25 protein-coding genes and 1 riboswitch are annotated in these 23754 nt (G+C 72.1%); of the genes, 14 read left to right on the top strand and 11 right to left on the bottom strand.

The features are described from left to right. The 4 genes from ACIHFE_RS04710 to ACIHFE_RS04695 all read right to left on the bottom strand — a co-directional run bounded on the left by ACIHFE_RS04710 (position 1) and on the right by ACIHFE_RS04695 (position 4111). A protein-coding gene (locus tag ACIHFE_RS04710) for an IS5 family transposase (protein ID WP_400104414.1) occupies positions 1-794 on the bottom strand; the annotation gives its coding sequence in 2 pieces (ribosomal slippage) (positions 1-458 and positions 458-794; 795 coding nt in all). A 219-nt stretch (positions 795-1013) separates the two neighbouring features. Further along, positions 1014-1805 carry an enoyl-CoA hydratase/isomerase family protein gene (locus ACIHFE_RS04705; RefSeq protein ID WP_400104305.1) on the bottom strand — a complete coding sequence of 264 codons (792 nt, stop codon included), beginning with the start codon at positions 1803-1805 and terminating at the stop codon, positions 1014-1016. 117 nt (positions 1806-1922) lie between these two features. After that, a complete protein-coding gene (locus ACIHFE_RS04700; RefSeq protein WP_018541244.1) occupies positions 1923-2144 on the bottom strand; it encodes a helix-turn-helix domain-containing protein in 222 nt (73 codons plus the stop codon). A gap of 368 nt (positions 2145-2512) precedes the next feature. Then, positions 2513-4111 carry an ABC-F family ATP-binding cassette domain-containing protein gene (locus ACIHFE_RS04695; protein ID WP_400104304.1) on the bottom strand — a complete coding sequence of 533 codons (1599 nt, stop codon included), beginning with the start codon at positions 4109-4111 and terminating at the stop codon, positions 2513-2515. Positions 4112-4341: 230 nt separating this feature from the next. On the opposite strand from ACIHFE_RS04695, the gene ACIHFE_RS04690 reads away from it, so the two are divergent. Beyond that, positions 4342-4776, top strand: a complete 435-nt coding sequence (locus ACIHFE_RS04690) for a VOC family protein (protein WP_400104303.1) — start codon at positions 4342-4344, stop codon at positions 4774-4776. 19 nt (positions 4777-4795) lie between these two features. On the opposite strand, the gene ACIHFE_RS04685 is transcribed toward ACIHFE_RS04690, so the two are convergent. The 3 genes from ACIHFE_RS04685 to ACIHFE_RS04675 form a co-directional block, all read right to left on the bottom strand. Then, the gene (locus tag ACIHFE_RS04685; RefSeq protein WP_400104302.1) at positions 4796-6199 is read right to left on the bottom strand and encodes a hypothetical protein; all 1404 of its coding nucleotides are present in this window, start codon (positions 6197-6199) and stop codon (positions 4796-4798) included. Between the two features lie 188 nt (positions 6200-6387). Continuing rightward, positions 6388-7509, bottom strand: a complete 1122-nt coding sequence (locus ACIHFE_RS04680) for an alpha/beta hydrolase family protein (RefSeq protein ID WP_400104301.1) — start codon at positions 7507-7509, stop codon at positions 6388-6390. Between the two features lie 109 nt (positions 7510-7618). Continuing rightward, positions 7619-8284, bottom strand: a complete 666-nt coding sequence (locus ACIHFE_RS04675) for a class II aldolase/adducin family protein (protein WP_400104300.1) — start codon at positions 8282-8284, stop codon at positions 7619-7621. 112 nt (positions 8285-8396) lie between these two features. On the opposite strand from ACIHFE_RS04675, the gene ACIHFE_RS04670 reads away from it, so the two are divergent. From ACIHFE_RS04670 to ACIHFE_RS04640, 7 genes are all read left to right on the top strand, one after another. Then, positions 8397-9608, top strand: a complete 1212-nt coding sequence (locus ACIHFE_RS04670) for an anion permease (RefSeq protein ID WP_400104299.1) — start codon at positions 8397-8399, stop codon at positions 9606-9608. 11 nt (positions 9609-9619) lie between these two features. After that, positions 9620-9823 carry a hypothetical protein gene (locus ACIHFE_RS04665; protein ID WP_400104298.1) on the top strand — a complete coding sequence of 68 codons (204 nt, stop codon included), beginning with the start codon at positions 9620-9622 and terminating at the stop codon, positions 9821-9823. A 152-nt stretch (positions 9824-9975) separates the two neighbouring features. Then, positions 9976-10049: riboswitch (cobalamin riboswitch) on the top strand. Between the two features lie 120 nt (positions 10050-10169). Next, the gene (locus tag ACIHFE_RS04660; RefSeq protein ID WP_400104297.1) at positions 10170-11162 is read left to right on the top strand and encodes a cobalamin biosynthesis protein; all 993 of its coding nucleotides are present in this window, start codon (positions 10170-10172) and stop codon (positions 11160-11162) included. A gap of 1 nt (position 11163) precedes the next feature. After that, the gene (locus ACIHFE_RS04655) at positions 11164-12669 is read left to right on the top strand and encodes a cobyric acid synthase (RefSeq protein ID WP_400104413.1); all 1506 of its coding nucleotides are present in this window, start codon (positions 11164-11166) and stop codon (positions 12667-12669) included. A gap of 101 nt (positions 12670-12770) precedes the next feature. Beyond that, positions 12771-14879, top strand: coding sequence for a putative cobaltochelatase (locus ACIHFE_RS04650; RefSeq protein WP_400104296.1), 2109 nt, complete (start codon positions 12771-12773; stop codon positions 14877-14879). Continuing rightward, positions 14879-15475 (top strand): cob(I)yrinic acid a,c-diamide adenosyltransferase, encoded by a 597-nt coding sequence (cobO, locus tag ACIHFE_RS04645; protein ID WP_400104295.1) that lies wholly within the window; start codon positions 14879-14881, stop codon positions 15473-15475. Before ACIHFE_RS04650 ends, cobO begins: the two co-directional genes overlap by 1 nt. Then, positions 15472-16863: a cobyrinate a,c-diamide synthase gene (locus ACIHFE_RS04640; RefSeq protein ID WP_400104294.1), complete on the top strand. Its 1392-nt coding sequence runs from the start codon at positions 15472-15474 to the stop codon at positions 16861-16863. Before cobO ends, ACIHFE_RS04640 begins: the two co-directional genes overlap by 4 nt. Here ACIHFE_RS04640 and ACIHFE_RS04635 read toward each other — a convergent pair. Beyond that, the gene (locus ACIHFE_RS04635; protein WP_400104293.1) at positions 16822-17484 is read right to left on the bottom strand and encodes a peptidylprolyl isomerase; all 663 of its coding nucleotides are present in this window, start codon (positions 17482-17484) and stop codon (positions 16822-16824) included. The genes ACIHFE_RS04640 and ACIHFE_RS04635 overlap by 42 nt on opposite strands. 212 nt (positions 17485-17696) lie before the next feature. After that, complete coding sequence (locus ACIHFE_RS04630) at positions 17697-18209, bottom strand: EF-hand domain-containing protein (RefSeq protein WP_400104292.1); 513 nt, start codon at positions 18207-18209, stop codon at positions 17697-17699. A gap of 381 nt (positions 18210-18590) precedes the next feature. Here ACIHFE_RS04630 and ACIHFE_RS04625 point away from each other — a divergent pair, with 381 nt between their 5' ends. The 3 genes from ACIHFE_RS04625 to ACIHFE_RS04615 all read left to right on the top strand — a co-directional run bounded on the left by ACIHFE_RS04625 (position 18591) and on the right by ACIHFE_RS04615 (position 19945). Then, complete coding sequence (locus ACIHFE_RS04625; protein WP_400104291.1) at positions 18591-18998, top strand: hypothetical protein; 408 nt, start codon at positions 18591-18593, stop codon at positions 18996-18998. 81 nt (positions 18999-19079) lie between these two features. Further along, the gene (locus ACIHFE_RS04620; RefSeq protein ID WP_400104290.1) at positions 19080-19742 is read left to right on the top strand and encodes an NAD-dependent epimerase/dehydratase family protein; all 663 of its coding nucleotides are present in this window, start codon (positions 19080-19082) and stop codon (positions 19740-19742) included. Further along, positions 19739-19945 (top strand): hypothetical protein, encoded by a 207-nt coding sequence (locus tag ACIHFE_RS04615; RefSeq protein ID WP_400104289.1) that lies wholly within the window; start codon positions 19739-19741, stop codon positions 19943-19945. The genes ACIHFE_RS04620 and ACIHFE_RS04615 overlap by 4 nt, the downstream gene beginning before the upstream one ends. 6 nt (positions 19946-19951) lie before the next feature. Here the strand turns inward: ACIHFE_RS04615 and ACIHFE_RS04610 are convergent, their stop codons facing one another. Beyond that, on the bottom strand, positions 19952-20638 hold the full coding sequence (locus ACIHFE_RS04610; RefSeq protein WP_400104288.1) for a pentapeptide repeat-containing protein: 687 nt from the start codon (positions 20636-20638) through the stop codon (positions 19952-19954). Positions 20639-20860: 222 nt separating this feature from the next. On the opposite strand from ACIHFE_RS04610, the gene ACIHFE_RS04605 reads away from it, so the two are divergent. From ACIHFE_RS04605 to ACIHFE_RS04595, 3 genes are read left to right on the top strand one after another with little or no spacing between them, the layout of a single operon-like run. Continuing rightward, positions 20861-21268, top strand: a complete 408-nt coding sequence (locus ACIHFE_RS04605) for a cobalamin biosynthesis protein (protein WP_400104287.1) — start codon at positions 20861-20863, stop codon at positions 21266-21268. 2 nt (positions 21269-21270) lie between these two features. Next, positions 21271-22335, top strand: coding sequence for an Rv2231c family pyridoxal phosphate-dependent protein CobC (gene cobC / locus ACIHFE_RS04600; protein WP_400104286.1), 1065 nt, complete (start codon positions 21271-21273; stop codon positions 22333-22335). Next, entirely contained in the window at positions 22286-22708 is a 423-nt protein-coding gene (locus tag ACIHFE_RS04595) for a hypothetical protein (RefSeq protein WP_400104285.1), read from the top strand. The genes cobC and ACIHFE_RS04595 overlap by 50 nt, the downstream gene beginning before the upstream one ends. Before the next feature lie 78 nt (positions 22709-22786). Here the strand turns inward: ACIHFE_RS04595 and ACIHFE_RS04590 are convergent, their stop codons facing one another. Next, positions 22787-23713, bottom strand: coding sequence for an SCO1860 family LAETG-anchored protein (locus ACIHFE_RS04590; RefSeq protein WP_400104284.1), 927 nt, complete (start codon positions 23711-23713; stop codon positions 22787-22789). Between the last annotated feature and the right edge of the window lie 41 nt (positions 23714-23754).

Raw genomic sequence — 23754 nt, 5'->3', positions numbered from 1 at the left:
CTAACAGAATGTCTTGACTCGTCTGTAGGTGATCAGGCAGCAGGCGAGTTTGAGGAAGGCTTCGTGGATATCGTCGCGGATCTCCCATCGGATGCGGAGGCGGCGGAAGCCGTGGATCCAAGCATTCGTGCGCTCCACGACCCAGCGGACGACGCCCAGTCCAGAGCCATGGGCGACGCCGCGGCGGGCGATGACAGGCTTGATGCCTCGCTTCCACAGCAGTCTGCGGTACTTGTCGAAGTCGTAGCCCCGGTCGGCAAACAGTTGCCGGGGGCGGTGACGGGGCCGGCCTGTACGTCCTCTGATGTGAGGGATCGCGTCGAGCAGGGGCAGCAGCTGGGTGATGTCGTTCCGGTTTCCTGCGGTGAGGGTGATGGCCAGGGGGGTGCCGTGCGCGTCGGTGATCACGTGGTGCTTGGAGCCCGGTCGGGCACGGTCGACCGGGCTCGGACCAGTTTTGGGCCGCCCCTCAGGGCCCTGCGGTGCGAGCCGTCGATCACCGCCCTTGACCAGTCCAGCTTCCCGGCCCGGTGCAGCTCGGTGAGCAACACCCGGTGGAGGCCGTCCCAGACGCCGGCCTCGTTCCAGTCCCGCAGCCGGCGCCAACAGGTCATGCCGGAACCGAAACCGAGTTCCTGAGGGAGCCACTCCCACTGAATGCCGGTATGGAGCACGAACAGGATCCCCTGCAGGCACTTACGGTCGTCGAGCGGGAGACGCCCGGTATGACGCAGACGGCGTCGGCGAACCGGCAACAACGGTGCAACGCGCTCCCACAGGTCATCCGACACCAGCCACGGCGGCCCGCTCTTACTCACATCAGGTCAACGACCATGCCAACCCAGGGACATGGGTCACCCGCCCATTCTGTTAGCTCCTCTAAGGGGCGCGGGGAACTGCGCGATCAACCACCCACAGCCCGCAGCCGGACGGCAGGGTCATCGGCAGACGCCGTATCGCCGCCGGCCGCGGCCCGGTGGGCACCGCACAGCGCGCCCCCAAGGGGGCAACGCCTACTCCCCCACGCCCGCCAGATCCCGCAGCCGGCGCGCCTGCGCGCCCCGCTCGGCGGCGCGCTGTTCCTCATAGGTGCGGCCCACCGCACCACGCAGCAGCGCCTTGGTCTCGACCACCGCGTTCCGCGGGGCGGCCAGCAGGGCCGCGGTCAAGTCCTCGACCGCACCGGCGAGTTCGGCGGCCGGAACGACCACATTGGCCAGCCCGATCAGCTCGGCCTCGGCGGCGTGGACAAAGCGCCCGGTGGCGCAGATCTCCAAGGCACGGGCATAGCCGACCAGTTGGACCAGCGGCTGGGTGCCGCCGAGGTCGGGCACCAGTCCCAGGCTGGTCTCGCGCATCGCGAACTGCACATCGTCCGCGCACACCCGCAGGTCGCAGCCGAGGGCGAGCTGGAAGCCGGCCCCGATGGCATGCCCCTGCACGGCGGCTATGGAGACGATGTCATTGCGCCGCCACCAGGTGAACGCCTCCTGGTAGCGGGCGATTTCGGCGTCCAGGTCGGCATCCGAGCCACGGGCCAGGTCGATAAAGGACGGCTCACCCTCGAAGCCCTCGGGCGTGAACGCCTGCCGGTCCAGCCCGGCGGAGAAGGACTTGCCCTCGCCGCGCAGCACCACCACCCGCACGCTGCCCGGAAGCTGCCGCCCGGCCTCGACCAGGGCCCGCCACAGGGCGGGCGACTGGGCATTGCGCTTCGCGGGGTTGGTGAGGGTAATGGTGGCGACCGCGTCATCGACGGTGAGCCGTACGCCGTCCTGGTCGAGCAGGGCCTTGGGGCCGGTCATGGGAAGCCTCCGAATTCGGCTGCAGTCGCAGTTGGTTGACTGCACAGTAACCACCCGGCCGACTGCTCGGCCGACCGGGTGGCACTGCCCACGTTCGCTGCCCGGACGGTGCGCGGCTCAGACCGAGGCGGCCTTCTTGCCGCGCGTAGCTCCGCCGCGACCCCGCAGGATCACGCCGGATTCGCTGAGCATCCGGTGAACGAAGCCATAGGAGCGGCCGGTCTCTTCGGCCAACGCCCTGATGCTCGCACCGGCGTCGTACTTCTTCTTCAGGTCTGCCGCGAGCTTCTCGCGCGCGGCGCCGGTCACCCGGCTGCCCTTTTTCAGAGTCTCAGCCACCCGTGCCTCCTCATGGGAGATGCGCCTCTTGTCTCTCATGATCACCCCTAGCCGGGATCCTGGCCACCCATTCGGCAAGGTCGATAACAGAAGGTTTCCGGGCGGGAGGCCGAGAAGGGCGCCCGGAACAACCGATTCCGCCCGTTCCGGTCCGTACGGCCGTCCGGGTTGCGCCTTGAATCGGCAGGTCAGGGGTAGCGCGGGGAGCGCGGGGCGGCCGGCCGGCCCGGGCCGGGGCCGGTGCGCGCGCCGGAGCGCGGCACCACACCGGGGGATGAGCCGTCCTCACTCAGATGAAGGATCACGCATCGGCCGAATGATCCGGACCGGGTGATCAATGGGTGACCAGCGGGTGATCAGGCAGACCCTCAGGCGAGGCTGACCAGGTCCGCGTAGTCCGGGCCCCACAGGTCCTCGACGCCGTCCGGCAGCAGGATGATCCGCTCCGGCTCCAGCGCCTCCACGGCGCCCTCGTCGTGGGTCACCAGCACCACCGCGCCGGTGAAGGTGCGCAGCGCGGAGAGGATCTCCTCGCGGCTGGCCGGGTCCAGGTTGTTGGTGGGCTCGTCCAGGAGCAGCACATTGGCCGAGGAGACCACCAGGGTGGCCAGGGCCAGCCGGGTCTTCTCACCACCGGAGAGCACTCCGGCCGGCTTGTCCACGTCGTCGCCGGAGAACAGGAAGGAGCCCAGCACCTTGCGGACCTCGACCAGGTCAAGGTCGGGGGCGGCGGAGCGCATGTTCTCCAGGACCGTGCGGTCGGGGTCCAGGGTCTCGTGCTCCTGGGCGTAGTAGCCCAGCTTGAGGCCGTGGCCCGGGGTGACCTGGCCGGTGTCCGGCTTCTCGGTGCCGGCCAGCAGGCGCAGCAGGGTGGTCTTGCCCGCGCCGTTGAGGCCCAGGATGACCACCCGGGAGCCCCGGTCGATGGCCAGGTCCACGTCGGTGAAGATCTCCAGCGAGCCATAGGACTTGGACAGGCCCTCGGCCATCAGCGGGGTCTTGCCGCAGGGCGCGGGATCGGGGAAGCGTAGCTTGGCCACCTTGTCGGAGGCGCGCGCGGCCTCCAGGCCGGACAGCAGGCGCTCGGCGCGGCGGGCCATGTTCTGGGCGGCCACGGTCTTGGTGGCCTTGGCCCGCATCTTGTCGGCCTGGGCGTTGAGTGCCGCGGCCTTCTTCTCGGCGTTCTGCCGCTCCCGCTTGCGGCGCTTCTCGTCGGCCTCGCGCTGCTGCTGGTAGAGCTTCCAGCCCATGTTGTAGACGTCGATCACCGAGCGGTTGGCGTCCAGGTAGAAGACCTTGTTGACGACCGTCTCCACCAGGTCGACATCGTGGGAGATCACCACAAAGCCGCCGCGGTAGGTCCTGAGGTAGTCGCGCAGCCAGGCGATGGAGTCGGCGTCCAGGTGGTTGGTGGGCTCGTCCAGCAGCAGGGTGTCGGCGTCCGAGAACAGGATCCGGGCCAGCTCCACCCGGCGGCGCTGGCCGCCGGAGAGGGTGTGCAGCGGCTGGGTGAGGATGCGGTCGGGCAGACCCAGGCTGGCGGCGATGGTGGCCGCCTCGGCCTCGGCGGCGTAGCCGCCCTTGGTGAGGAACTCGGTCTCCAGGCGCTCGTACTTCTTCATCGCCTTCTCGCGGGTGGCGCCCTTGCCATTGGCCATCCGGTCCTCGTTCTCGCGCATCTTGCGCAGCACCGAGTCCAGGCCGCGGGCGGAGAGGACGCGGTCGCGGGCGAGCACGTCCAGGTCACCGGTGCGCGGGTCCTGCGGGAGGTAGCCGACCTCACCGGAACGGGCGATGGTGCCCGCGGCCGGCATGCCCTCGCCCGCCAGGCACTTGGTGAGGGTGGTCTTGCCGGCGCCGTTGCGGCCCACCAGGCCGATGCGGTCGCCCTTGGCGATGCGGAAGCTGGCGGACTCGATGAGGACGCGTGCGCCGGCGCGCAGCTCGATGCCGGAGGCGGTGATCAAGGGAACTACTCCTGAGCAGGGTGGACGGCGGTGGGACGGAGGCCTGGGTACGGCCGCGCGCGCCGGTGGGCGGGCGGGCGGCGCCGTCTAATCCGCGAGGAGAGAAGCCATGGAGACGATTCTACCGGGGTGATGCAAGCGGATTTCCGGGGACGGCCGCGGGTACTCGGGACGGAGGCGGTGCCGGACGGGGTGCGACAAGCACCGGGAGACCGGGAGAGGTGGGCGTCATGCCGGATACGACCTCGGGGATGACCGTGGCCAGGCCGGCCGTCTGTCCGGCCCTGCTGTACCGGGACGCCAAGGCCGCCCTCAAACAGCTGATCACGGCCTTTGGCTTCACCCAGTCCGCGTACTACGAGAGCGAGGACGGCACCGTCCTGCACGCCGAGCTGATCCATGGCAACGGCATGGTGATGCTGGGCTCGGCGGACCGCGCGGGCGCCTTTGTGGAGGCGATGGGCAGCGGCGGCCCGGCCGGGATCTATGTGGTGGTGGAGGACGTGGACGCGCACTTCGCCCGGGCCCGGGAGCATGGCGCGGAGATCCTGGCCGAGCCCGCCGACCAGGATTACGGCTCCCGCGACTACATGGCCCGCGATCTGGAGGGCAATGTGTGGACCTTCGGCACCTACGCCCCGTCCGGCCCGGAGACCAGCATCTGATCCCCGGGCCGGGGGCCGGTCAGCTGCCGCCCCGGTGCACCTGGAAGGCGGCCCGGCGGACCGCCTTGGCCAGCGCCGGGTCGGGGTGGGCGGCGGCCAGCGCCACCAGCACCTGCACGGTGCGCGGGTGGCCCACCGCCCGTACCTCCTCCAGCAGGCCGGGCACCGTGCCCTGGACCGCCGAGTCCAGGTGGCGGACCAGCAGCCGGCTCTCCCCGTGGTCGGCGACGGCGGCCGCGGTGTCCACCCAGAGCCAGGTCGCCTCCTCGCGGGTGAGCACCTCGGCGGTCTCCTCGGGGTCGTGCCCCTGCTGCTCGGCCAGCCAGAGCAGGGCGTACGGCCGCAGGCAGGGCTCCTCCACGGTGGCCCGCACCGCGCCCTCGGCGGGTCCGCCCACCGCGCGCAGCGCCTCGAAGGCCAGGCCGCGCACCAGCGCGTCATCGCCGCGGGCGGCCTCCAGCAGCTCGGCCACCGCGCTGCGTACCGGGCGGGCGGCGAGCCAGGCCCGGTACTCGGCGCGGGCCGGGCCGGGGGTGAGGTCGGCGCAGCCGCGCAGCATGGCCTCGGCGGACAGCTCGATATGGCCGGCCGGGCTCTGGGCGGCCACACAGATCTGCTCCAGCTTGACCCATACCGCCCAGTTGCCCAGCGGCGTCAACTGGGCCTGGGCGCTCCCGTCATGACCGTGCGTCTTGAGCGCGCCCACCGAGGCGAGGCCGGCCAGGGCCCAGTTCAGCAGCCCGGCCAGCGGGTCGGGGCCGGCGGCGGGTGGCACGGCCGGGCCGGCGGGCACGGCGGACGGTCCGTCATAGGGGATCTCGCAGCGCTCGGCGCGGATCTCGGCCACCCGCTGCTGGAGCAGGTCCAGCAGCATGGGCACCGGAACCGGGCCGGCCGACAGGTGCATCACGGACAGCAGTTGGGGGGCCGCCTCCACCACTTCGGCGGCGATCGCGGGGTCGGTGCCGGCCGGTTCGGGCAGCACCAGGGACCAGGCGTCGAAGAGGGCGACCCAGCCGCGCAGCACCGCGCTGTCGTCGCGGTCCCAGGCGGTGAGCCGCCAGCCGGGCCGGGCGGTGCCCTCGTGCAGCTCCAGCAGTCCGGCCAGCCGGGCCCGGTCCCATTCGGCGCGCACCTGGTGGGCCGTCATCCGCAGGGCGGCGGCGGCCTGTTCGACCGCCTGGGCGCCGAGGATGACGGGCGCGAGGCCGGGCTCGCACTCCTCGGCCGCCCAGCGGGCCAGCCGGACCGTGCCGGTGAGGTGGGCTCTGGCCTGCCGGGCGAGTTCCGGGCGGGGAGCGATGCCGGCCGGCGGTCGGGGAACCGGTCGGGTGCCGCGGTTCGCCACGGCCCTGCGGGCGGCGGCGATCGGCTGTCGGGGGACGAGTCTGAGCCGGGAGTCGCGCGGAGTACGGGACGTCACAAGAGCAGTCTTGCCGTTCACGCTCCGAAAACCCAATCGGAATGGACGATGCAGCCGGGCCGGCCGGTCGCCTTGCCCGCGAACCGGGTTGACGCCGTGGGGTGATGGCCGCGCAGGCCAGGGACGCGGGAGGCGGTACGGGCCGGTAGCGGAACCTCCGCCTCACCGCCCACCGGGCGTGCCCGGCGCTACATCAGCGGGGTGAGGAAGCGGCGCAGCGCCTCCTCGTAGCGGTGCGGGTCGGCGTTCCAGGCCGCCGCGTGCGGAGCCTCCCGGAACGAGCGCAGGGTGACCAGATCGGGCCGGAGCTCGGCGAGTTCGCGGGAGCGTTCCCAGGGGGCGAAGGCGTCGTCCGGGCCGTGCAGGATCAGGGTGGGTACGGACAGCCTGTCGGGTTCGCCCGCCCTGAGCAGGAGGCCGGGGTCCAGGCCGGCCCGGTGCCGGGCAGCCCGCACCGCATAGGGCACCAGCATCCTGGGCACCCGGTGCCGGGCCAGGGCGCGCAGGGTGGCCTGCCAGTCGAGCACCGGTGAGTCCAGCACCAGGCCGCTGACCCGGTGGCTGAGCGGGGAGTCCAGGGCGGCCAGCAGGGCCATGGTGGCGCCGGTGGACCAGCCGTGCAGCACCACCCGCCGGGCGCCGTTGCGCACCGCGTGCCCGATGGCGGCGTCCAGATCGTGCCACTCCTCGGCGCCCAGCCGGTTGATGCCGTCCAGGGCGGGCGGGGCGCCGGGGTCACCGCGCAGCGCGGGGGCCAGTACCGGCAGCCGCATCCGGTGCAGGAAGGGCAGCACCACCATGGGGTGCCGCCGGGTGGTGCCCAGGCCGTGCACGGCGATCACCCAGGTGTCCCGGGGGCCGGGCAGGAACCAGGCGGGCAGCGGTCCCAGTTCGCCCTCGACGCGTACCTCGGCGTGGTCCAGGCCCAGCGCGTCGCGCGGGTTGCCCGGGTACAGCTGGGGGCTGAACCAGACCTTGGCGCCGTGCTCGAGCCCGCCGTGCGGCACACGTTCCAGGTGCCGGACCACCCGGTCGGGCGGGTGCGCCACCTCGGCGACCGGCGGGCCGACGATGGCGTGCAGGTCCTTGCCGATCAGGGCGTAGGTGCCGGGGCGCACCGAGGCGGCGGTACGGGAGAGGGTGACGGTGGCCGTGTCGGCGGCGTGCACGGTGCAGCGCTCCTCGCCGGGCAGCGGACGGTCCGGGGGAACCCTGAGGGCGGCGTCACCCGCGTACCGCCCGGCGGCCAGTACGGCCGCCCCGGCACCCACCACGGTCGCTGCGGTCGTGGCCGCCTTGCGCAGGAGCATCGCTTCCAGTCTCGGCGCGGCGGCCGGATGCGGCCACCCGGGTGGCGGCGGGCGGGTGACCCGCGCGGCTCGCGGGCGGCCCGCACGGGCCATGAATGGCCCGCGCGGCTCAGTCCCGTCGTTGCCCGTAGCCGCGCAGCTTCTCGGTGGCGGCCGCCAGCCGGGCCGGGGTGAGCAGGGCCGGGGTGCGGCCGGGCACCGCGGCGGCGGTGAGCCAGACCCGGCACATCCATTCCAGCTGGGCGGTGCGGTCGTAGGCCTGGTCCAGCCCGGCGCCGTAGGTCAGCATCCCGTGGTTGGCCAGCAGGCAGCCGGTCCGCCCGTCCAGCGCCCGCAGCGCGCCGGCCGCCAGTTCCTCGCTGCCGTACAGGGCGTAGGGGGCGACCCGTACCGGGCCGCCGAGGGCGCCCGCCATGTAGTGGACGAGCGGCACCTCCTCGACCAGGGTGGAGACGGCGGTGGCGTGCACCGCGTGGGTGTGCACCACGGCGGCCGCGTCGGTGGCCCGGTAGACGGCCAGGTGCAGCGGCAGCTCGCTGGTCGGGGCCAGGGTGCCCAGCACCTGACGGCCGTCCAGGCCGACGCCGGTGATGTCCCCCGGGCCGAGCCGGTCGTAGGGCACCCCGCTGGGCGTGACAAGGACCACGTCGCCCAGGCGGGCCGAGACATTGCCGGAGGTGCCCACCACCAGCCCCTCGGCGGCGGTGCGACGGGCCGTGGCCAGCACTTCCGCCCATCGCGCCCGAACGTCCGGATCTTCCGTGCCACCCCTCATCGGGACCCACCTCCGGTTCGCGTCATCGTCGAGCCCGTCTCAGTTCACCTTCCGTTCACCCTGGCTCCTTACGGTCGCCGCGTACTGACCACCGGACTGATTGCCTGGGTGAATGGAACACATCACGCTTCTCATCGGGATCGTGATCGTCACGGCCTTGGTGTTCGACTTTACGAACGGCTTCCACGACACGGCCAACGCGATGGCCACCACCATCTCCACCGGGGCCCTGAAGCCCAAGGTCGCGGTGGCCATGTCGGCGGCGCTCAACCTCGTCGGCGCCTTCCTCTCCGTGGAGGTCGCCAAGACGATCTCCGGGGGCATCATCGACGAGAAGGCGGGCGTCAGACCAGAGGTGATTTTCGCCGGACTGGTCGGTGCCATCGTCTGGAACCTGCTGACCTGGCTGGCGGGCCTGCCCTCCAGCTCCTCGCACGCGCTCTTCGGCGGCCTGATCGGTGCCACGCTGGTCTCGGTCGGTACGCACGGCGTCCACGGTGATGCCATCGTGATGAAGGTGATCATCCCGGCCGTGGCCGCCCCGATCGTGGCCGGCGCCGCCGCCTGGGCCGCCACCCGGCTGACCTACCGGCTGTCCCGGGGCCGCGACGAGCAGGAGACCGCCAAGGGCTACCGCGCCGGGCAGATCGCCTCGGCCGCCCTGGTCTCGCTGGCCCATGGCACCAACGACGCCCAGAAGACCATGGGTGTGATCACCCTGGCGCTGGTCACCGGCGGTGTCATCGCCCCGCACTCCAACCCGCCGCTGTGGGTGATCGTCTCGGCCGGTCTGGCCATCGCCCTGGGCACCTACCTGGGCGGCTGGCGGATCATCCAGACCCTCGGCAAGGGCCTCACCGACATCCGCCCGGCCCAGGGCTTCGCCGCCCAGACCGGTGCCGCCACGGTGATCCTGGCCTCCTCGCACATCGGCTTCGCGCTCTCCACCACCCAGGTCTGCTCCGGTGCCGTGATGGGCGCCGGCATGGGCCGCAAGGGCGGCGTGGTGCGCTGGTCCACCGCCGGCCGCATGGTCATCGCCTGGTGCCTGACCCTGCCCGCGGCCGGCCTGGTGGCCGGCGGCGCGGCCCTGCTGGCCGACCAGGGCGGCTGGGGCGTGGCCACGGTCGCCGTCCTGGGCCTGGCCGTCAGCGGCGCCATCTGGATGGCCTCCCGCCGCAAGCCGGTCACCCACGCCAATGTCACCGAGCCGGCCCCGGCCGAGCCCGCCGGCGTGGTGACCACCGCCATGCAGGCCGTCGCCCCTCCCCCGGCGGGCCCGATCGCCACCCCCGTAGTCGAGCCGGCCGCGGCCGCCAGCTGAAGGAATCGTTCATGCACATCGACTGGATCGCCTTCGCGCAGGTCTTCGGCGTCAGCCTGGTGATGACCGTCGGACTGGTGGGCGTCTTCACCCTCGGCATCGTGGGCACCTCCGGCTCCTCCCGGAGCACGGCCGCCCGCGCCGGCGCCTACGCCTGCTACGCGCTCTGCGCGGCCGCCGTCGCCTACGGCATCTTCACGATCGTCGGCAAGTAACCTCCGGCGCTCACTCCCCGGCCCCCGGCTTCCGCCGGGGGCTTCGCCGTTGCCGTGACCAGGTGCCCAACCCCGGCCCGCGCGGGGCCCGTACGAAGTTGACGCCCCCCAACTCCCCGTGGTGGACTGCCGAGGCCAAACGGCGACAGCCCAGAGGAAGCCGGTGAGAATCCGGCGCGGTCCCGCCACTGTCACCGGGGAGTCGCTCCCCGGAAGCCAGGAACTCTCGTCGCCGGTCACGTCGAGCCAGGGCGCGGACCCTGAGTGAGGACACACCGCCATGCCCGGCCGCAGCCGTCCCTTGCCCAGCGCACCCCTGTTCCGCCGGAGCATCACCGGCTGACCCATGCGCGCCGACCCCCTCACCTTCGCCTGCGGCGCGACCCTCGGTTTCCTCGGCGACCTCGCCTTCGGCGACCCGCGCCGAGGCCACCCGGTGGCCGCCTTCGGCCGCGCCGCGCTCACCGTCGAACGCCGTCTGTGGCGCGACGACCGCGCCGCCGGAGCCCTGCACACCCTGGTCTGTGCCGGTGGCACCACCCTGGCCGCCGCCCTGCTGGCCCGCGCCGTACACGACCGGCGCCCCGCCTCCGTCGCGCTGACCGCCGCCACCACCTGGGCCGTGATCGGCGGCACCTCGCTGGGCCGGGAGGCCCGCGCCATCGGCCAGGCCCTCCAGGCCGGCGACCTGGCCGCCGCCCGGGCCCGCCTGCCCCACCTGTGCGGCCGCGACCCCCAGTACCTGGACGAGGCCCAGATCGCCCGCGCCGTGGTGGAGTCGGTGGCCGAGAACACCTCCGACGCGGTGGTCGGCGCCCTGGTCTGGGGCGCCCTCGCCGGCGCCCCCGGCCTGGCCGCCTTCCGCGCCGTCAACACCCTGGACGCCATGGTCGGCCACAAGTCGCCGCGTTACCGCCGCTTCGGCTGGGCCTCCGCCCGGCTGGACGACCTGGCCGGCTGGCCGGGCTCCCGGCTCACCGCCGCCCTGGCCGTACTCGCCGGACCCGACCCGCGCGGCGCCTGGCGGATCGCCCGGCGCGACGCCGGAAGCCACCCCAGCCCCAACGCGGGCCCGGTGGAAGCCGCGTTCGCGGGCGCCCTGGGCGTCCGCCTGGGCGGCACCCTGGCCTATGCGGGCCGGGTGGAACACCGGCCGGTGCTGGGCGCGGAGAACCGCCCGGTCGCCGTCCCCGACATCGAACGCGCCGTCCGGCTCTCCCGCCGGGTGTCGGCGCTGGCCCTGGTCACCGCCATATCCGGCCGGGGAATGGGCAGTTTGCTGCGGAAGGCCGCACCGCGGGCCATGCGGCGGACCACAACGAGGAGGAACCGTGGCTGAGTTGGGCGGGGGCCTGCTGGTGGCGGGCACCACCTCGGACGCGGGCAAGAGCGTGGTGACCGCCGGCATCTGCCGCTGGCTGGTCCGCAAGGGCATCAAGGTGGCGCCCTTCAAGGCGCAGAACATGTCGCTGAACTCCTTTGTCACCCGGGACGGCGCCGAGATAGGCCGCGCCCAGGCGATGCAGGCCGCGGCCGCCCGTGTGGAGCCCTCGGCGCTGATGAACCCGGTGCTCCTCAAGCCCGGCAGTGACCGCAGCAGCCAGGTGGTGCTGATGGGCAAGCCGGTGGGCGAGTTGAGCGCCCGCGGCTACCATGCCGGGCGCCAGGAGCAGCTGTTCGGCACCGTCACCGAGTGCCTGGCCGAACTGCGCCGCACCCATGACGCGGTGATCTGCGAGGGCGCCGGCAGCCCTGCCGAGATCAACCTGCGCCGCAGCGACATCGTCAATATGGGCATCGCCCGGGCCGCCCGGCTGCCGGTGGTGGTGGTCGGCGACATCGACCGCGGCGGCGTCTTCGCCTCCTTCTTCGGCACCACCGCCCTGCTCTCCCGCGAGGACCAGGCGCTGATCGCGGGCTATCTGGTCAATAAGTTCCGCGGCGATGTGACCCTCCTCGAGCCCGGCCTGGAGATGCTGCGCGATCTCACCGGCCGCCCCACCCTCGGGGTGCTGCCCTTCGCCCATGGCCTGGGCATCGACGAGGAGGACGGACTCCGGGTCTCCCTGCGCGGCGCGGTACGCGAGTCCGTGGTCGCCCCGCCGCACGGCCGGGACATCCTCCGGGTGGCCGTCTGCGCCATCCCCCTGATGTCCAACTTCACCGATGTGGACGCGCTGGCCGCCGAACCGGGCGTGGTCGTACGGTTTGTGGACCGCCCCGAGGAACTGGCCGACGCCGACCTGGCCGTCATACCCGGCACCCGGGGCACCGTACGGGCCCTGGCCTGGCTCCGCGAACGCGGCCTCGCCGGCGCCCTGGCCCGCCGCGCCGCCGAGGGCCGCCCCGTGCTCGGCATCTGCGGCGGCTTCCAGGTACTGGGCGAACGCATCGAGGACGAGGTGGAGTCCAGGGCCGGCGTGGTCGAGGGCCTGGGCCTGCTGCCGGTACGGATCCGCTTCGCCCCCGCCAAGACCCTGGCCCGCCCGGTGGGTTCGGCCCTCGGCGAGCCGGTGGAGGGCTACGAGATCCACCATGGGGTGGCCGAAGTCCTGGGCGGGGAAACCTTCCTGGACGGCTGCCGGGTCGGCTCCGTCTGGGGCACCCACTGGCACGGCTCCCTGGAGAGCGACGGCTTCCGCCGCGCGTTCCTGCGCGAGGTGGCCCGGCAGGCGGGCCGCTCCTTCGTCCCCGCCCCGGACACCGGCTTCGCGGCCCTGCGCGAGGAGCAGTTGGACCGGCTGGGCGATCTGATCGAAGAGCACGCGGATACGGAGGCCTTGCTCACCCTGATCGAGAAGGGGATGCCGGTGGGTGCCCCCTTCATACCCCCCGGGGCGCCGTAACGGCGGGGTTGTGAGCAGTCGTGCCGCCCATGCGGCACGAGTGGGCACAACCCGGCCACCGGCCCGCACCCGACCGCGAAACCCAGGGAGGAACCCACCCCATGCCCACCGCCACCTACCCCTTCACCGCCATCGTCGCCATGGACGACATGCGGCTGGGCCTCCTGCTCAACGCCGTCTCCCCCGCCATCGGCGGAGTGCTCGTCCGTGGCGAGAAAGGCACCGCGAAATCCACGGCCGTACGAGCCCTCTCGGCGCTGCTGCCGGAGATCGACGTGGTCGCCGGGTGCCGGTTCGCCTGCGATCCATCGGCACCGGACGCGGCCTGCCCGGACGGCCCGCACCCCGCCCCGGAACGCACCGCGCGAGCGGCCCGCATGGTCGAACTCCCCGTCGGTACCTCCGAGGACCGGCTCGTCGGCTCCCTGGACATCGAGCGCGCCCTTGCCGAGGGCGTCAAGGCATTTGAACCCGGCCTGCTGGCCGACGCCCACCGGGGCGTGCTCTATGTGGACGAGGTCAACCTTCTCGGCGACCACCTCATCGACTCCTTGCTCGACGCGGCCGCCATGGGCGCCGCCCATGTGGAACGCGAAGGCGTCTCTGTCCGCCACTCCGCCCGCTTCCTCCTCGTCGGCACCATGAACCCCGAGGAGGGCGAACTCCGCCCCCAACTCCTCGACCGCTTCGGCCTCACCGTGGAGGTCGCCGCCTCCCGTGAGCCGGAGGAGCGGGTGGAGGTCGTCCGCCGCCGTCTCGCCTATGACGAGGACCCGGCCGCCTTCGCCGCCAAGTGGGCCGCCGAGGAAGAGGCGTTGCGCGAGCGCATCGCCGCCGCCCGCGCCCTGCTGCCGGATGTACGGCTCGGCGATGGCGCCCTGCGCCGGATCGCCGCCGTCTGCGCGGGCTTCGATGTCGACGGCATGCGCGGCGACATCGTCACCGCCCGTACCGCCACCGCCCTGGCCGCCTGGGCCGGCCGCACCGAGGTGACCACCGAGGACATTCGCCAGGCGGCCCTGCTCTCGCTCCCCCACCGCCGCCGGCGCAACCCCTTCGATGCCCCCGGCCTCGACCAGGCCAAACTGGACGAGATCCTCAGCCGGTTCGAGGAGGACGAGGACGACCCGGAGCCGCAGGATCCCGGCCCGGACAACCCGGATCCCAACGGCCCGGATCCCGACGGCCCGGGCCCCGACGGTCCCGACGACCCCAATGGCCCCGGCGGCGGACAGCCCCCGCACCACCGGGACACCAACGACCCCGCCGGCCAACTGCCGCCCCAGCGCGAGGACTCCACCGCCGGGCAGGACGCCACCGCCCCCGACGCCGCCGGCGAGCAGCCGCAGGCACAGCCGGCCGGCGCCGCCTCCGACGCCCCACCCGTGTCCCCCACCGACCCCTTCCGCACCCGCAAATTCGACGTCCCCGGCCTGGGCGACGGCGCCGCCGGACGCCGTTCCCGTGCCCGTACCGCGCACGGCCGCACCACCGGCGCCCGCCGCCCCCAAGGCCACCTGTCCCGGCTGCACTTGGCCGCCACCGTCCAGGCCGCCGCCCCGCACCAGCGCGCCCGTGGCCGCTCCGGCCCCGGCCTGGTCGTCCGCCGCGACGACCTGCGCGAGGCGGTCCGCGAGGGCCGCGAGGGCAACCTTGTCCTCTTCCTGGTGGACGCCTCCGGCTCCATGGCGGCCCGCAAGCGGATGAGCGCCGTCAAGGGCGCGGTGCTCTCCCTCCTGCTGGACGCCTACCAGCGCCGCGACAAGATCGGGATGATCACCTTCCGGGGCACCGCCGCCGAGGTGGCCCTGCCGCCCACCTCCTCGGTGGACGCCGGCGCGGCCCGGCTGCGCCAACTGCCCACCGGGGGCCGCACCCCGCTCGCCGCCGGCCTGCTCCAGGCGCATGAGGTGCTGCGGGTGGAGCGGCTGCGCGACCCCTCGCGCCGTCCGCTGCTGGTGGTGGTCACCGACGGCCGGGCCACCGGCGGCGTGGAACCACTGCCCCGGGCACGGCACGCGGCCCGGCTGCTGGCCGGACAGGGCATCGCCTCGGTCGTGGTGGACTGCGAGTCCGGGCCGGTACGCCTGGGCCTGGCCGCCGAACTGGGCCGCGAGCTGCGCGGCCCCGTGGTGACCCTCGATGATGTGCGCGCGGAGAACGTCTCCGCGCTGGTACGGACCGTTCGCGCAGACAGGAGGGCCGCCTGATGCCCAAGGGACAGCCGCTGGTGGTACCCGAGGACGGGCTCACCACCCGCCAACGCCGCAACCGCCCGCTGGTGTTCGTACACACCGGCGTCGGCAAGGGCAAGTCCACCGCCGCCTTCGGCCTGGCGCTGCGCGCCTGGAACCAGGGCTGGCCGATCGGGGTGTTCCAGTTCGTCAAGTCCGCCAAGTGGCGGGTCGGCGAGGAGCGCGCGCTGCGCGTCCTGGGCGACTCCGGTGAGGGCGGCACGGTCGCCTGGCACAAGATGGGCGAGGGCTGGTCCTGGGTGCAGCGGGACATCGCCTCCAGCGAGGAGGCGGCGCGCGAGGGCTGGGAGCAGGTCAAGCGGGACCTGGCGGCCGAGTCCTACCGCCTCTATGTACTGGACGAGTTCGCCTACCCCCTGCACTGGGGCTGGATCGACACGGACGAGGTGGTCTCCGTCCTCCGTGACCGCCCCGGCACCCAGCATGTGGTGATCACCGGCCGCAACGCCCCGGAGAAGCTGGTGGAGTTCGCCGATCTGGTCACCGATATGAGCAAGGTCAAGCACCCCATGGACACCGGCCAGAAGGGCCAGCGGGGCATCGAGTGGTGACGCACGTACCCCGCCTGGTCATCGCCGCCCCGGCCTCCGGCAGCGGCAAGACCACCGTCGCCACCGGCCTGATGCGGGCCTTCACGGACGCCGGGCTGACCGTCTCCCCGCACAAGGTCGGTCCCGACTACATCGACCCGGGCTACCACGCCCTGGCCACCGGCCTTCCGGGCCGCAACCTGGACGCCTACCTCTGCGGCCCGGACCGCATCGCCCCCCTCTTCCTCCATGGCGCGGCGGGCTGCGATCTCGCCATCGTCGAAGGCGTGATGGGCCTCTTCGACGGTGCCAGTGGCCAGGGCGAGCTGGCGTCCACCGCCCATGTCGCCAAACTGCTGCGGGCCCCCGTGGTCCTGGTGGTGGACGCCTCCTCGCAGTCCCGTTCGGTGGCGGCCCTGGTGCATGGCTTCGCCTCCTGGGACCCGGAGGTACGGGTCGCGGGCGTCATCCTCAACAAGGTCGGCTCCGACCGCCATGAGGCTTTGCTGCGCGAGGCCCTGGGCGAGTCGGGGGTGCCGGTGCTGGGCGTACTGCGCCGGGCCCCGGCGATCAGCGTCCCCAGCCGCCACCTGGGCCTGGTCCCGGTCGCCGAACGGCGCACGGACGCACTGGACTCGGTCGAGGCACAGGCCGAACAGGTACGCGCCAGCTGCGACCTGGACGCCCTGCTGGCCCTGGCCCGCAGCACACCGCCGCTGCCGGGCCCGGCCTGGGAGCCACCCCCCTCCGCCGCGGTCCCCGGCTCCCCCGTGATCGCCATGGCCGGCGGCCCCGCGTTCACCTTCTCCTACGCCGAGCACACCGAGCTGCTGACGGCGGCGGGCGCGCAGGTGGTCCCCTTCGACCCTCTGCACGATGAATCCCTGCCCCCCGGCACCTCCGGCCTGGTCATCGGCGGCGGCTTCCCCGAGGTGTACGCCCCGGAACTGTCCGCCAACGAGCCGCTGCGCACGGCGATTTCGGAGCTCGCGGCAAGCGGGGCGCCCCTGGTCGCCGAGTGCGCGGGCCTGCTCTACCTCGCCCGCTCACTGGACGGCAAGCCGATGTGCGGCGTCCTGGACGCCGACGCGCGGATGTCCGAACGCCTCACCCTCGGCTACCGCGAGGCGGTGGCCCTCACCGACAACTCCCTTGCCCTGGCCGGGACCCGGGTACGCGGCCATGAGTTCCACCGCACGGTGACCACCCCCGGCGCGGGCCCGTCCCCCGCCTGGGGCGTGACCCACCCCCAACGCGCCGTCGAGGGCTTCACCCAGGGCGGCGTCCACGCCTCCTACCTCCACCTCCACTGGGCCGGCGCACCGGAGCTCGCCCGGCGCCTGGTGGCGAACGCGGCGGAGCCGCGGCTAACCGGCCGTGAGATGTACGCGCTTGATGTTGACCGATAGCGTGGGGAACCCGTCACCGGGCCCGTTCTGGTCGTCCTCGCCGCCTGCCGCGATCTTCTGCAGCACCTTGAGGCCGCCGGTCACCTTCCCGAACGGCGTGTAGGCGGGCGGGAGTTTGGTGTCCTTCCAGACAAAGAAGAACTGGCTGCCATTGGTGTTGGGCCCGGCGTTGGCCATCGCCACCGTCCCGGCGGGATAGGTGGCTCCGGCCAGATTCTCGTCCGGGAAGGAGTAACCGGGACCACCGCTCCCGGTGCCGGTCGGGTCACCGCACTGCAGCACAAAGATGCCCTTGGTGGTGAGCCGGTGGCAGTGCGTGTGGTTGAAATACGCGTGCTGCGCCAGGAACTTGAACGAATAGGTGGTGCACGGCGCCTTGTCGGTCAGCGCCCGGAAGGTGATGGCGCCCTGGTTGGTGCGCAGCGTGGCTCTGTAGGGTCTGGCGGCCTTGACCGGGTCGAAGACCGGTATCCCCTTGAAGTTGTCCGCGGGGACGGCGGGCGTATAGGTGCAGGCGGCCGGCTGCGCGGGCGGCGGCGCGGTGGCTGCTGCGGCCTGTGTGGCGGCGCCGAGCGGAAGCAGCGCGGCGGCGGCGAGCAGGGCGTACGGCTTACGGGGCACGAGACGGTTCCCTTCTTCCCTTCGGGAGCATCACCTGACGGGCATCGGTGCAACGGCTCGGCAGCTTGCCGTTGTTGGAGTCCGCAGGCAATCCCCTGGGCGGCCCGGGATTTTCCATGGCCACAGCCGAAGGCCGTCCGGCGCCGCCAAACCGCGAGCGCCGCCCGCCATTGCCGCCCCGTGCTCCCCGCCGAAAACCACGGCGGGTCCGATCAGTACAGGACCTCACCCATCGGGGAGCTGTCGCCCACCACATAGGCGCGGATCGCCGCCAGATAGGCATCGCGGGCGACCAGCCCATCGCCATCGGTGTCCAGGGCGTCAAACGCGGCCTCGGCGTTGCCGGGCGGATTGTTCAGCGCGGTACGGAGGGTGGTGAACTCGGCCTGATTCAGGGCTTTGTCCCCATCGGCGTCGACAAGGTCGAACAGCGACCCCAGTGCGAACCGGCAGATGTTGTCGAACTTGTCGGCGTCCACCCAGGCGTCGTACTCCTCGAAGGTCAGCCGGCCGTCCGCATTCGCGTCCATTGCCCGCCATGCCTTGGCGCCTTCCGCGCGGGCGGTGACAACCAACGGGTCGTCCTCCGTACGCCCCGTCGCCTGGACCACCCGGTCGATCCGGGAGAGGTAGTCATGCGCCGAGATGACGCTGTCCCCGTCCCTGTCCATCATCGCGAAAACCCGCCGGGTGGGGGTGGTGGCGGTGGTGGTCGTACGGTCCACTCGATTCCTCCTGCTCGCTTCGGCTCAACAAGGGCTCACTCGTCCCGTGACTTCCTACCCCCGGCCCGCTTCGCCTCTCATGCGGTCACCGCAAGGGGTGAGTTCGGGCAGGAGCGGCAGCGCGTCGAGGTGCGCGTGCGAGCGGGTGCGCGCCGGCGGCATACTTCGAGGCGCTGGAGTGGTAGCTGCGCCCGGGGGCAGTCAAGAGGCGGCAGCTACGGACGTGTTGGAGGGTGTGTGTTCCGGATGCGCGGCACGGCGGTATCGCTGGGGGCCCTGGCACTGATGGTCTCGTCGTTGGTATGGGCACCGGCCGGCCAGGCCGGGACCGGCGGGGATGGAGCCGGTAGGGAAGGGGCCGTCACCTGCACGGGCCATTCCATGAGCCGCTACGACCCACCGCTGACCCTTGCCCCTCAGCCGACCCGCAACCACGCGCAGGTGCGCTACACCTGCACCACCGCCCCCGGCCGCACCGTCGCTGCCACCGGCGTCTTCAACTCGTCCCCGGTGGTGGCGTCCTGTGTATCCACGTCCAAGGCCGGAGGCATGGAAACCGTCCGGTTCGCCGACGGCGGACGGTCGTTGATCGCCCTCGACAGCGCCACCACGGCCCGGGTCGCGGGCGTCCTGGCCACCGTGCAGTCGGGCCGGGTCACCGAAGGGCGTGGTGCGGGACACTTCGTACGGCGGACCGTGACCTTCCCACCCCGCCAACTGCCCACGGACTGCCTCACTTCCGGCATCCAGCACAATGAGGCCGCCGTCCAGCTGGAGATCCTGCCGTAGCCCCCACCCTCTCTCCGAAGACGCAGGCCCCGTTCCACGATAGGCAACCTGACGACAAGGTAGGCCTGGCAGGATCGACGCATGACGAAGTCGATGCTGGTCCTGGGCGGCTCTCACTTCCTCGGGCGCGCCATCGCCGAGGCAGCGCTCCGCGACGGGTGGCAGGTCACAGTCTTCAACCGAGGGAAGTCGGCTCGTGACCCCGAAGGAGTGACATCCGTACGCGGCGACCGAACGAACATCGACGACCTTGCAAGGCTCGCCGGGCTCGGCCCTTGGACGGCGATTGCCGACACCTCGGGCATGACCCTGGCCGCCGTTGAAGGCGCCACGCGTATCCTGGCCAACTCCACGACGCGATACATCTATGTGTCGACCGTCTCTGTCTACGCGGGCTGGCCGCTCCTGCCGCTGCGGGAGGAGGATCCGACTCTTGCCGAAGAACCACCCGCTGTCGGCATGCCAGCAGACGTCAACGTTCCCTACGGCCAAGACAAGGCACGGTGCGAAAAGGTCGCTGCGGCAGCCCTTGAGGGCCGGCTGACGATTCTGCGCCCCGGCGTCATTCTGGGGCCTCATGAATACGTTGGGCGACTGCCCTGGTGGCTCCGTCGCGTGGAACGGGGCGGAAGCATCCTCGCTCCCGGACAGCCGGACCAACTGATCCAACCAGTGGATGTACGCGATGTGGCCGACTTCACCTGCCGGCGGGCCGAAGGTTCATGGAGCACCGCCAGGGCGTGACCAAACTTGTGGACCAGTACACGGCTTCCCTGCGGGATGCCTGTGAAGACTTGAAGAATCACCGGTCGGTCTTCACCGGATACGGTCGGATGCTGCTCGACGAGCTGTGCAGCTTCGCCGAACACATCGACTTCGGCCAAGTGGCCGACACGATCTCCAGCCCCGAGTTCGCGGGTTACCAGCCGGCCGTCTTCGCCGATTGATGCGCCCTACGGCTCGAACTGGATTCCCGCTTCGCGCGCAAGGCTCAGGGCCAGCTCCATAGCCCCTGGGCCTTGCACGGTTGCGCCCTTGAGACTTGCGGCCCCTCCCACGTCAATGAGGGTGCAGTTCTCGAACCGAACAACCCCCGTCTTGACGTTGGCGAACTGCGCACCGGTCAAGTCGCAGTTGACAAACCTCACGTTGTGCATATCGGCGGACTGGAAGTCGACTCCAATCATCTTGCAGTCGGCGAAAAGCACGCTGTAGAGCTTCATATGCCGGAAAAGCGCCGGCGCACTGATGCATCCCTCCACACGCACATCCCTGAACGTCCCTGACTTCCAAGTCGACCCCGTGAAACGGCTCCCTCGGACGGCGCATCGGATCAGGGACACGTCTTGCGCGGTCACTTCTGCGAAGTCGCACGTTTCAAAACGCGAATCGCTGAACTGGCTCCTGAGCAGACGGGAGCCTGTGAGGCGGGAACTCTCGAACACGCATCCCTCGATTTCGGCCGCCTCAACCTCCAGGCCGACGAAGGGTGTCCCGTCGTACCTGACTCCTTTGATGATGGCATCGTCATCCAGCTCGTCCTTCGGCTTCTCTGCCTGGCGGACGGCAGGAGACGACCGCGGCGCCTCCGGGTTCTTGACCCGTGCGATCCGTCCACCTTGGCGGTTGACCTGACCCATATGGATCTCCCTTTTCCGAATCGGCAGGTCCGCGGCTGTTCTCGACGCCAGCCCTTGGCCAGGCAGAAGGGATGAGTTGCAGAAACATGGCAACTTCGCGGCAGCCACGCCGCTTTGAGCTGGAACCTCGCGGGTCGCACACCATAGTGCCATTGGCATCCCACGCCCAATGTTGGAACACCCATGATTTTGCCGTCGGCTGCCCGCTGAGAAGATGACCCCATGAAGCCGGCCCCCACCAGCAACGCCCCCGCAGCCGCCCTCACGCTCGGTGTCGGCGCCCGCCGCGGCGTCACCCCGGACGAGGTGCTGGGTCTCATCGGGGAAGCCCTCGCGGCCGCCGGACCCGGCGTCGTCGCCGTGCTGGCGACCGTGGATGCCAAGGCCGCCGAGCCCGGCATCCTCGCGGCGGCGGAACGGCTGGGTCTGCCGGTCCGGGCCTATCCGGCGGTGGAGCTGGCCGGACAGGGGGTGCCGAACCCCTCGGCGGCGGTGCGGGACACCGCCGGGACGGGGAGCGTGGCCGAGGCGGCCGCGCTGCTGGCGGCCGGGCCGGGTGGGGTGCTGGTGGTGCCCAAGCGGAAGGCGCCCCGGGTCACGGTGGCCATCGCCCGCAACGGTACGGTTTGAGGATGCACATACCCTCCGAGCCCGATCTGCGCCACCATGGCGACGCCGAAGTACGCGGCGCGGGTGCCCAGTTGACGGACCTGGCGGTCAATGTGCGACAGGGCACCCCCCCGGCATGGCTGCGGGAGCACATCACCGCCTCACTGGAGACGCTGGCGGCCTACCCGGACGGCCGGGCGGCCCGGCGCGCGGTGGCGGCGCGGCATGGGCTGCCGGAGGAGCGGGTACTGCTGACGGCCGGGGCGGCGGAGGCGTTTGTGCTGATCGCCCGGGCGCTGGAGGCCAAGCGGCCGGTGGTGGTGCATCCGCAGTTCACCGAGCCGGAGGCGGCCCTGCGGGACGCCGGGCACTCGGTGGAGCGGGTGGTGCTGGACGCGGCGGACGGCTTCCGGCTGGATCCCCGGGCCGTGCCCGGGGACGCGGACCTGGTGGTGGTGGGCAACCCCACCAATCCCACGTCCGTGCTGCATCCGGCCACCGTGCTGGCCCGGCTGGCCCGCCCGGGACGCACCCTGGTGGTGGACGAGGCGTTTATGGACGCCGTGCCGGGCGAGACGGAGTCGCTGGCCTCGCGCACCGATCTGCCCGGCCTGGTGGTGCTGCGTTCGCTCACCAAGACCTGGGGGCTGGCCGGGCTGCGGGTCGGTTATGTGCTGGCTTCGCCGGGGACCATCGCCCGGCTGGAGCGGGCGCAGCCGCTATGGCCGGTGTCCTCGCCGGCGCTGGCCGCGGCCGAGGCGTGCTGCGGCCCCAAGGCGCTGGCCGAGGCGGCGCGCGGCGCGCGGCGGATCGCCGCCGAGCGGGAGTATCTGCTGGCGCGGCTGGCCGAGTTGGAGACGGTGACCGTCCGTACTCCGGCGGCCGGGCCCTTCGTCCTCATCCAGCTGCCGGACGCGGCCGGCGTACGGGTCCGGCTGCGCGGGCTGGGGTTCGCGGTCCGCCGTGGGGACACCTTCCCGGGCCTGGGCCAGGACCACCTGCGGGTGGCGGTGCGTGATGGCACCACCACGGACCGTTTTGTGGAGGCCCTGGCTCTCGTGGAATCGGAACGCCGGGCGAGCCTGTAGGGTCGGGTGCCCACCTCATCACCTGACCTGGCAGGAGCCCCCCATCGCCCAGAGCGAGATCGCCGCTCTTACTCGTCGCTTCGAGCAGGCGCAGGAGACGACCGGGCGCGAGTTCGGCATCGTCAAGTCCGACCTGACGGCCCTCCGGATCCAGGTCGGGAACCTGGAAGAGAAGGTCGCCAACCTGGACCAGAAGGTCGGCGACCTGGACGAAAAGGTCGGCAGCCTGGACCGCAAGGTGGGAACCCTCGACCAGAAGGTCGACCTGCTGGCAGAGGGCCTTCAGAGCCTGGGCGAGAAATTCGACCGCAACCAAGCGCAGATCATCGAGCTGCTCACCCGGCTGGTGGGCAAGAACCCGAACGCCGGCTGATCAAGCTTCGCCACGGCGCGAACACCCACGGAGCCCCGCCCGGGCCGATGACCGGGCAGGGCTCCCGCGAGCCCCCGGCTACCGCCGCCCCGCCGCGTCCCTCCTGCGCCGGGAGACGAGCAGCGCACCGCCGCCGCCCACCACCAGCAGCCCAGCCGCCGCCGCGATATAGGGGGTGGCCGAGGAGCCGCCGGTCTGGGCGAGGTGCTGGTGGTTCAGGGGCTTGTCGGCGGCGGTCTGCGGCTTGAGGTCGGTGCCCTTGGTGTCCGAGGAGGCGGTCTTCGCGGCCGGGGCCTCGGGTGACTGGCAGGTGGCCCGGGCGAGGGTGACCGTGCCATGGACCTCGGCCACGCCCAGCTTCAATGGGTTGACGGAGACGGCCAGTTGAAGTGCGGTGGCGGCGGCGGTGCGGGAGGTGACGCTGGTCCTGGAGAGGTCCAGGCGGACCTCGCCCACGCCGGGGACGCCGACCTTGGTGGTGCCGCCGGTGGTGAGGGTGACCTTCTTGCCGAGGGCGGTCACCGAGCCCAGCAGGTTGGAGGTGGCGGAGGGCCGGTGGCCCGCCCGGCACACCGCCTCCGAGGTGACCTGGTCCACCTCGACCAGGGAGAGCAGCGGCAGGCCGGGCAGATGCACCTTGGCATGTACCAGGTTGGCGTAGCCCCGGGCGGTGTGCGCGTCGGCCGTGGCCCGCGCGGTGGCCACCTCGGCGCGCAACACCTCGATGGCACGGCCCTGTTGGGCGCCGTCCAGGGTGACGGACAGGGCCTTCTTCTCCGCGTCGGCGGGCGCGGTCACCTCGTTGAGCGAGGCGTTCAGCGGGACATGGACGGCCCGGCCGAGCAGGGAGACATCGAGTCCGGTACGCAGGACGACCGCGCCGGCCCGGCCGTGGTCGCCGGTGGCGTACGCGGGGGTGACGCCGACGGCCAGCGCCCCGGCCGCGCCCAGGGCGGCGAGGGTGCGTACGGGCATGCCGAAGGAGGCGTTGTTGGTGCTGAACACGTGTGTGGGAACCTTTGCATGAAGAAAGGAGCCGCCGGCGC

It is taken from the genome of Streptomyces sp. NPDC052396 (genome assembly GCF_044593195.1).
Taxonomy (GTDB): domain Bacteria; phylum Actinomycetota; class Actinomycetes; order Streptomycetales; family Streptomycetaceae; genus Streptomyces.
This window is presented reverse-complemented; position numbering and strand designations above follow the sequence as displayed.

Excerpts from the sequence above, each read along its gene's own strand:
- ACIHFE_RS04705 (WP_400104305.1), bottom strand. The coding sequence starts at position 1,805 with ATGACCGGCCCCAAGGCCCTGCTCGACCAGGACGGCGTACGGCTCACC.
- ACIHFE_RS04690 (WP_400104303.1), top strand. The coding sequence starts at position 4,342 with ATGCCGGATACGACCTCGGGGATGACCGTGGCCAGGCCGGCCGTCTGT.
- ACIHFE_RS04680 (WP_400104301.1), bottom strand. The coding sequence starts at position 7,509 with ATGCTCCTGCGCAAGGCGGCCACGACCGCAGCGACCGTGGTGGGTGCC.
- ACIHFE_RS04675 (WP_400104300.1), bottom strand. The coding sequence starts at position 8,284 with ATGAGGGGTGGCACGGAAGATCCGGACGTTCGGGCGCGATGGGCGGAA.
- ACIHFE_RS04670 (WP_400104299.1), top strand. The coding sequence starts at position 8,397 with ATGGAACACATCACGCTTCTCATCGGGATCGTGATCGTCACGGCCTTG.
- ACIHFE_RS04665 (WP_400104298.1), top strand. The coding sequence starts at position 9,620 with ATGCACATCGACTGGATCGCCTTCGCGCAGGTCTTCGGCGTCAGCCTG.
- ACIHFE_RS04660 (WP_400104297.1), top strand. The coding sequence starts at position 10,170 with ATGCGCGCCGACCCCCTCACCTTCGCCTGCGGCGCGACCCTCGGTTTC.
- ACIHFE_RS04650 (WP_400104296.1), top strand. The coding sequence starts at position 12,771 with ATGCCCACCGCCACCTACCCCTTCACCGCCATCGTCGCCATGGACGAC.
- cobO (WP_400104295.1), top strand. The coding sequence starts at position 14,879 with ATGCCCAAGGGACAGCCGCTGGTGGTACCCGAGGACGGGCTCACCACC.
- ACIHFE_RS04625 (WP_400104291.1), top strand. The coding sequence starts at position 18,591 with ATGAGCCGCTACGACCCACCGCTGACCCTTGCCCCTCAGCCGACCCGC.
- ACIHFE_RS04620 (WP_400104290.1), top strand. The coding sequence starts at position 19,080 with ATGACGAAGTCGATGCTGGTCCTGGGCGGCTCTCACTTCCTCGGGCGC.
- ACIHFE_RS04610 (WP_400104288.1), bottom strand. The coding sequence starts at position 20,638 with ATGGGTCAGGTCAACCGCCAAGGTGGACGGATCGCACGGGTCAAGAAC.
- ACIHFE_RS04605 (WP_400104287.1), top strand. The coding sequence starts at position 20,861 with ATGAAGCCGGCCCCCACCAGCAACGCCCCCGCAGCCGCCCTCACGCTC.
- cobC (WP_400104286.1), top strand. The coding sequence starts at position 21,271 with ATGCACATACCCTCCGAGCCCGATCTGCGCCACCATGGCGACGCCGAA.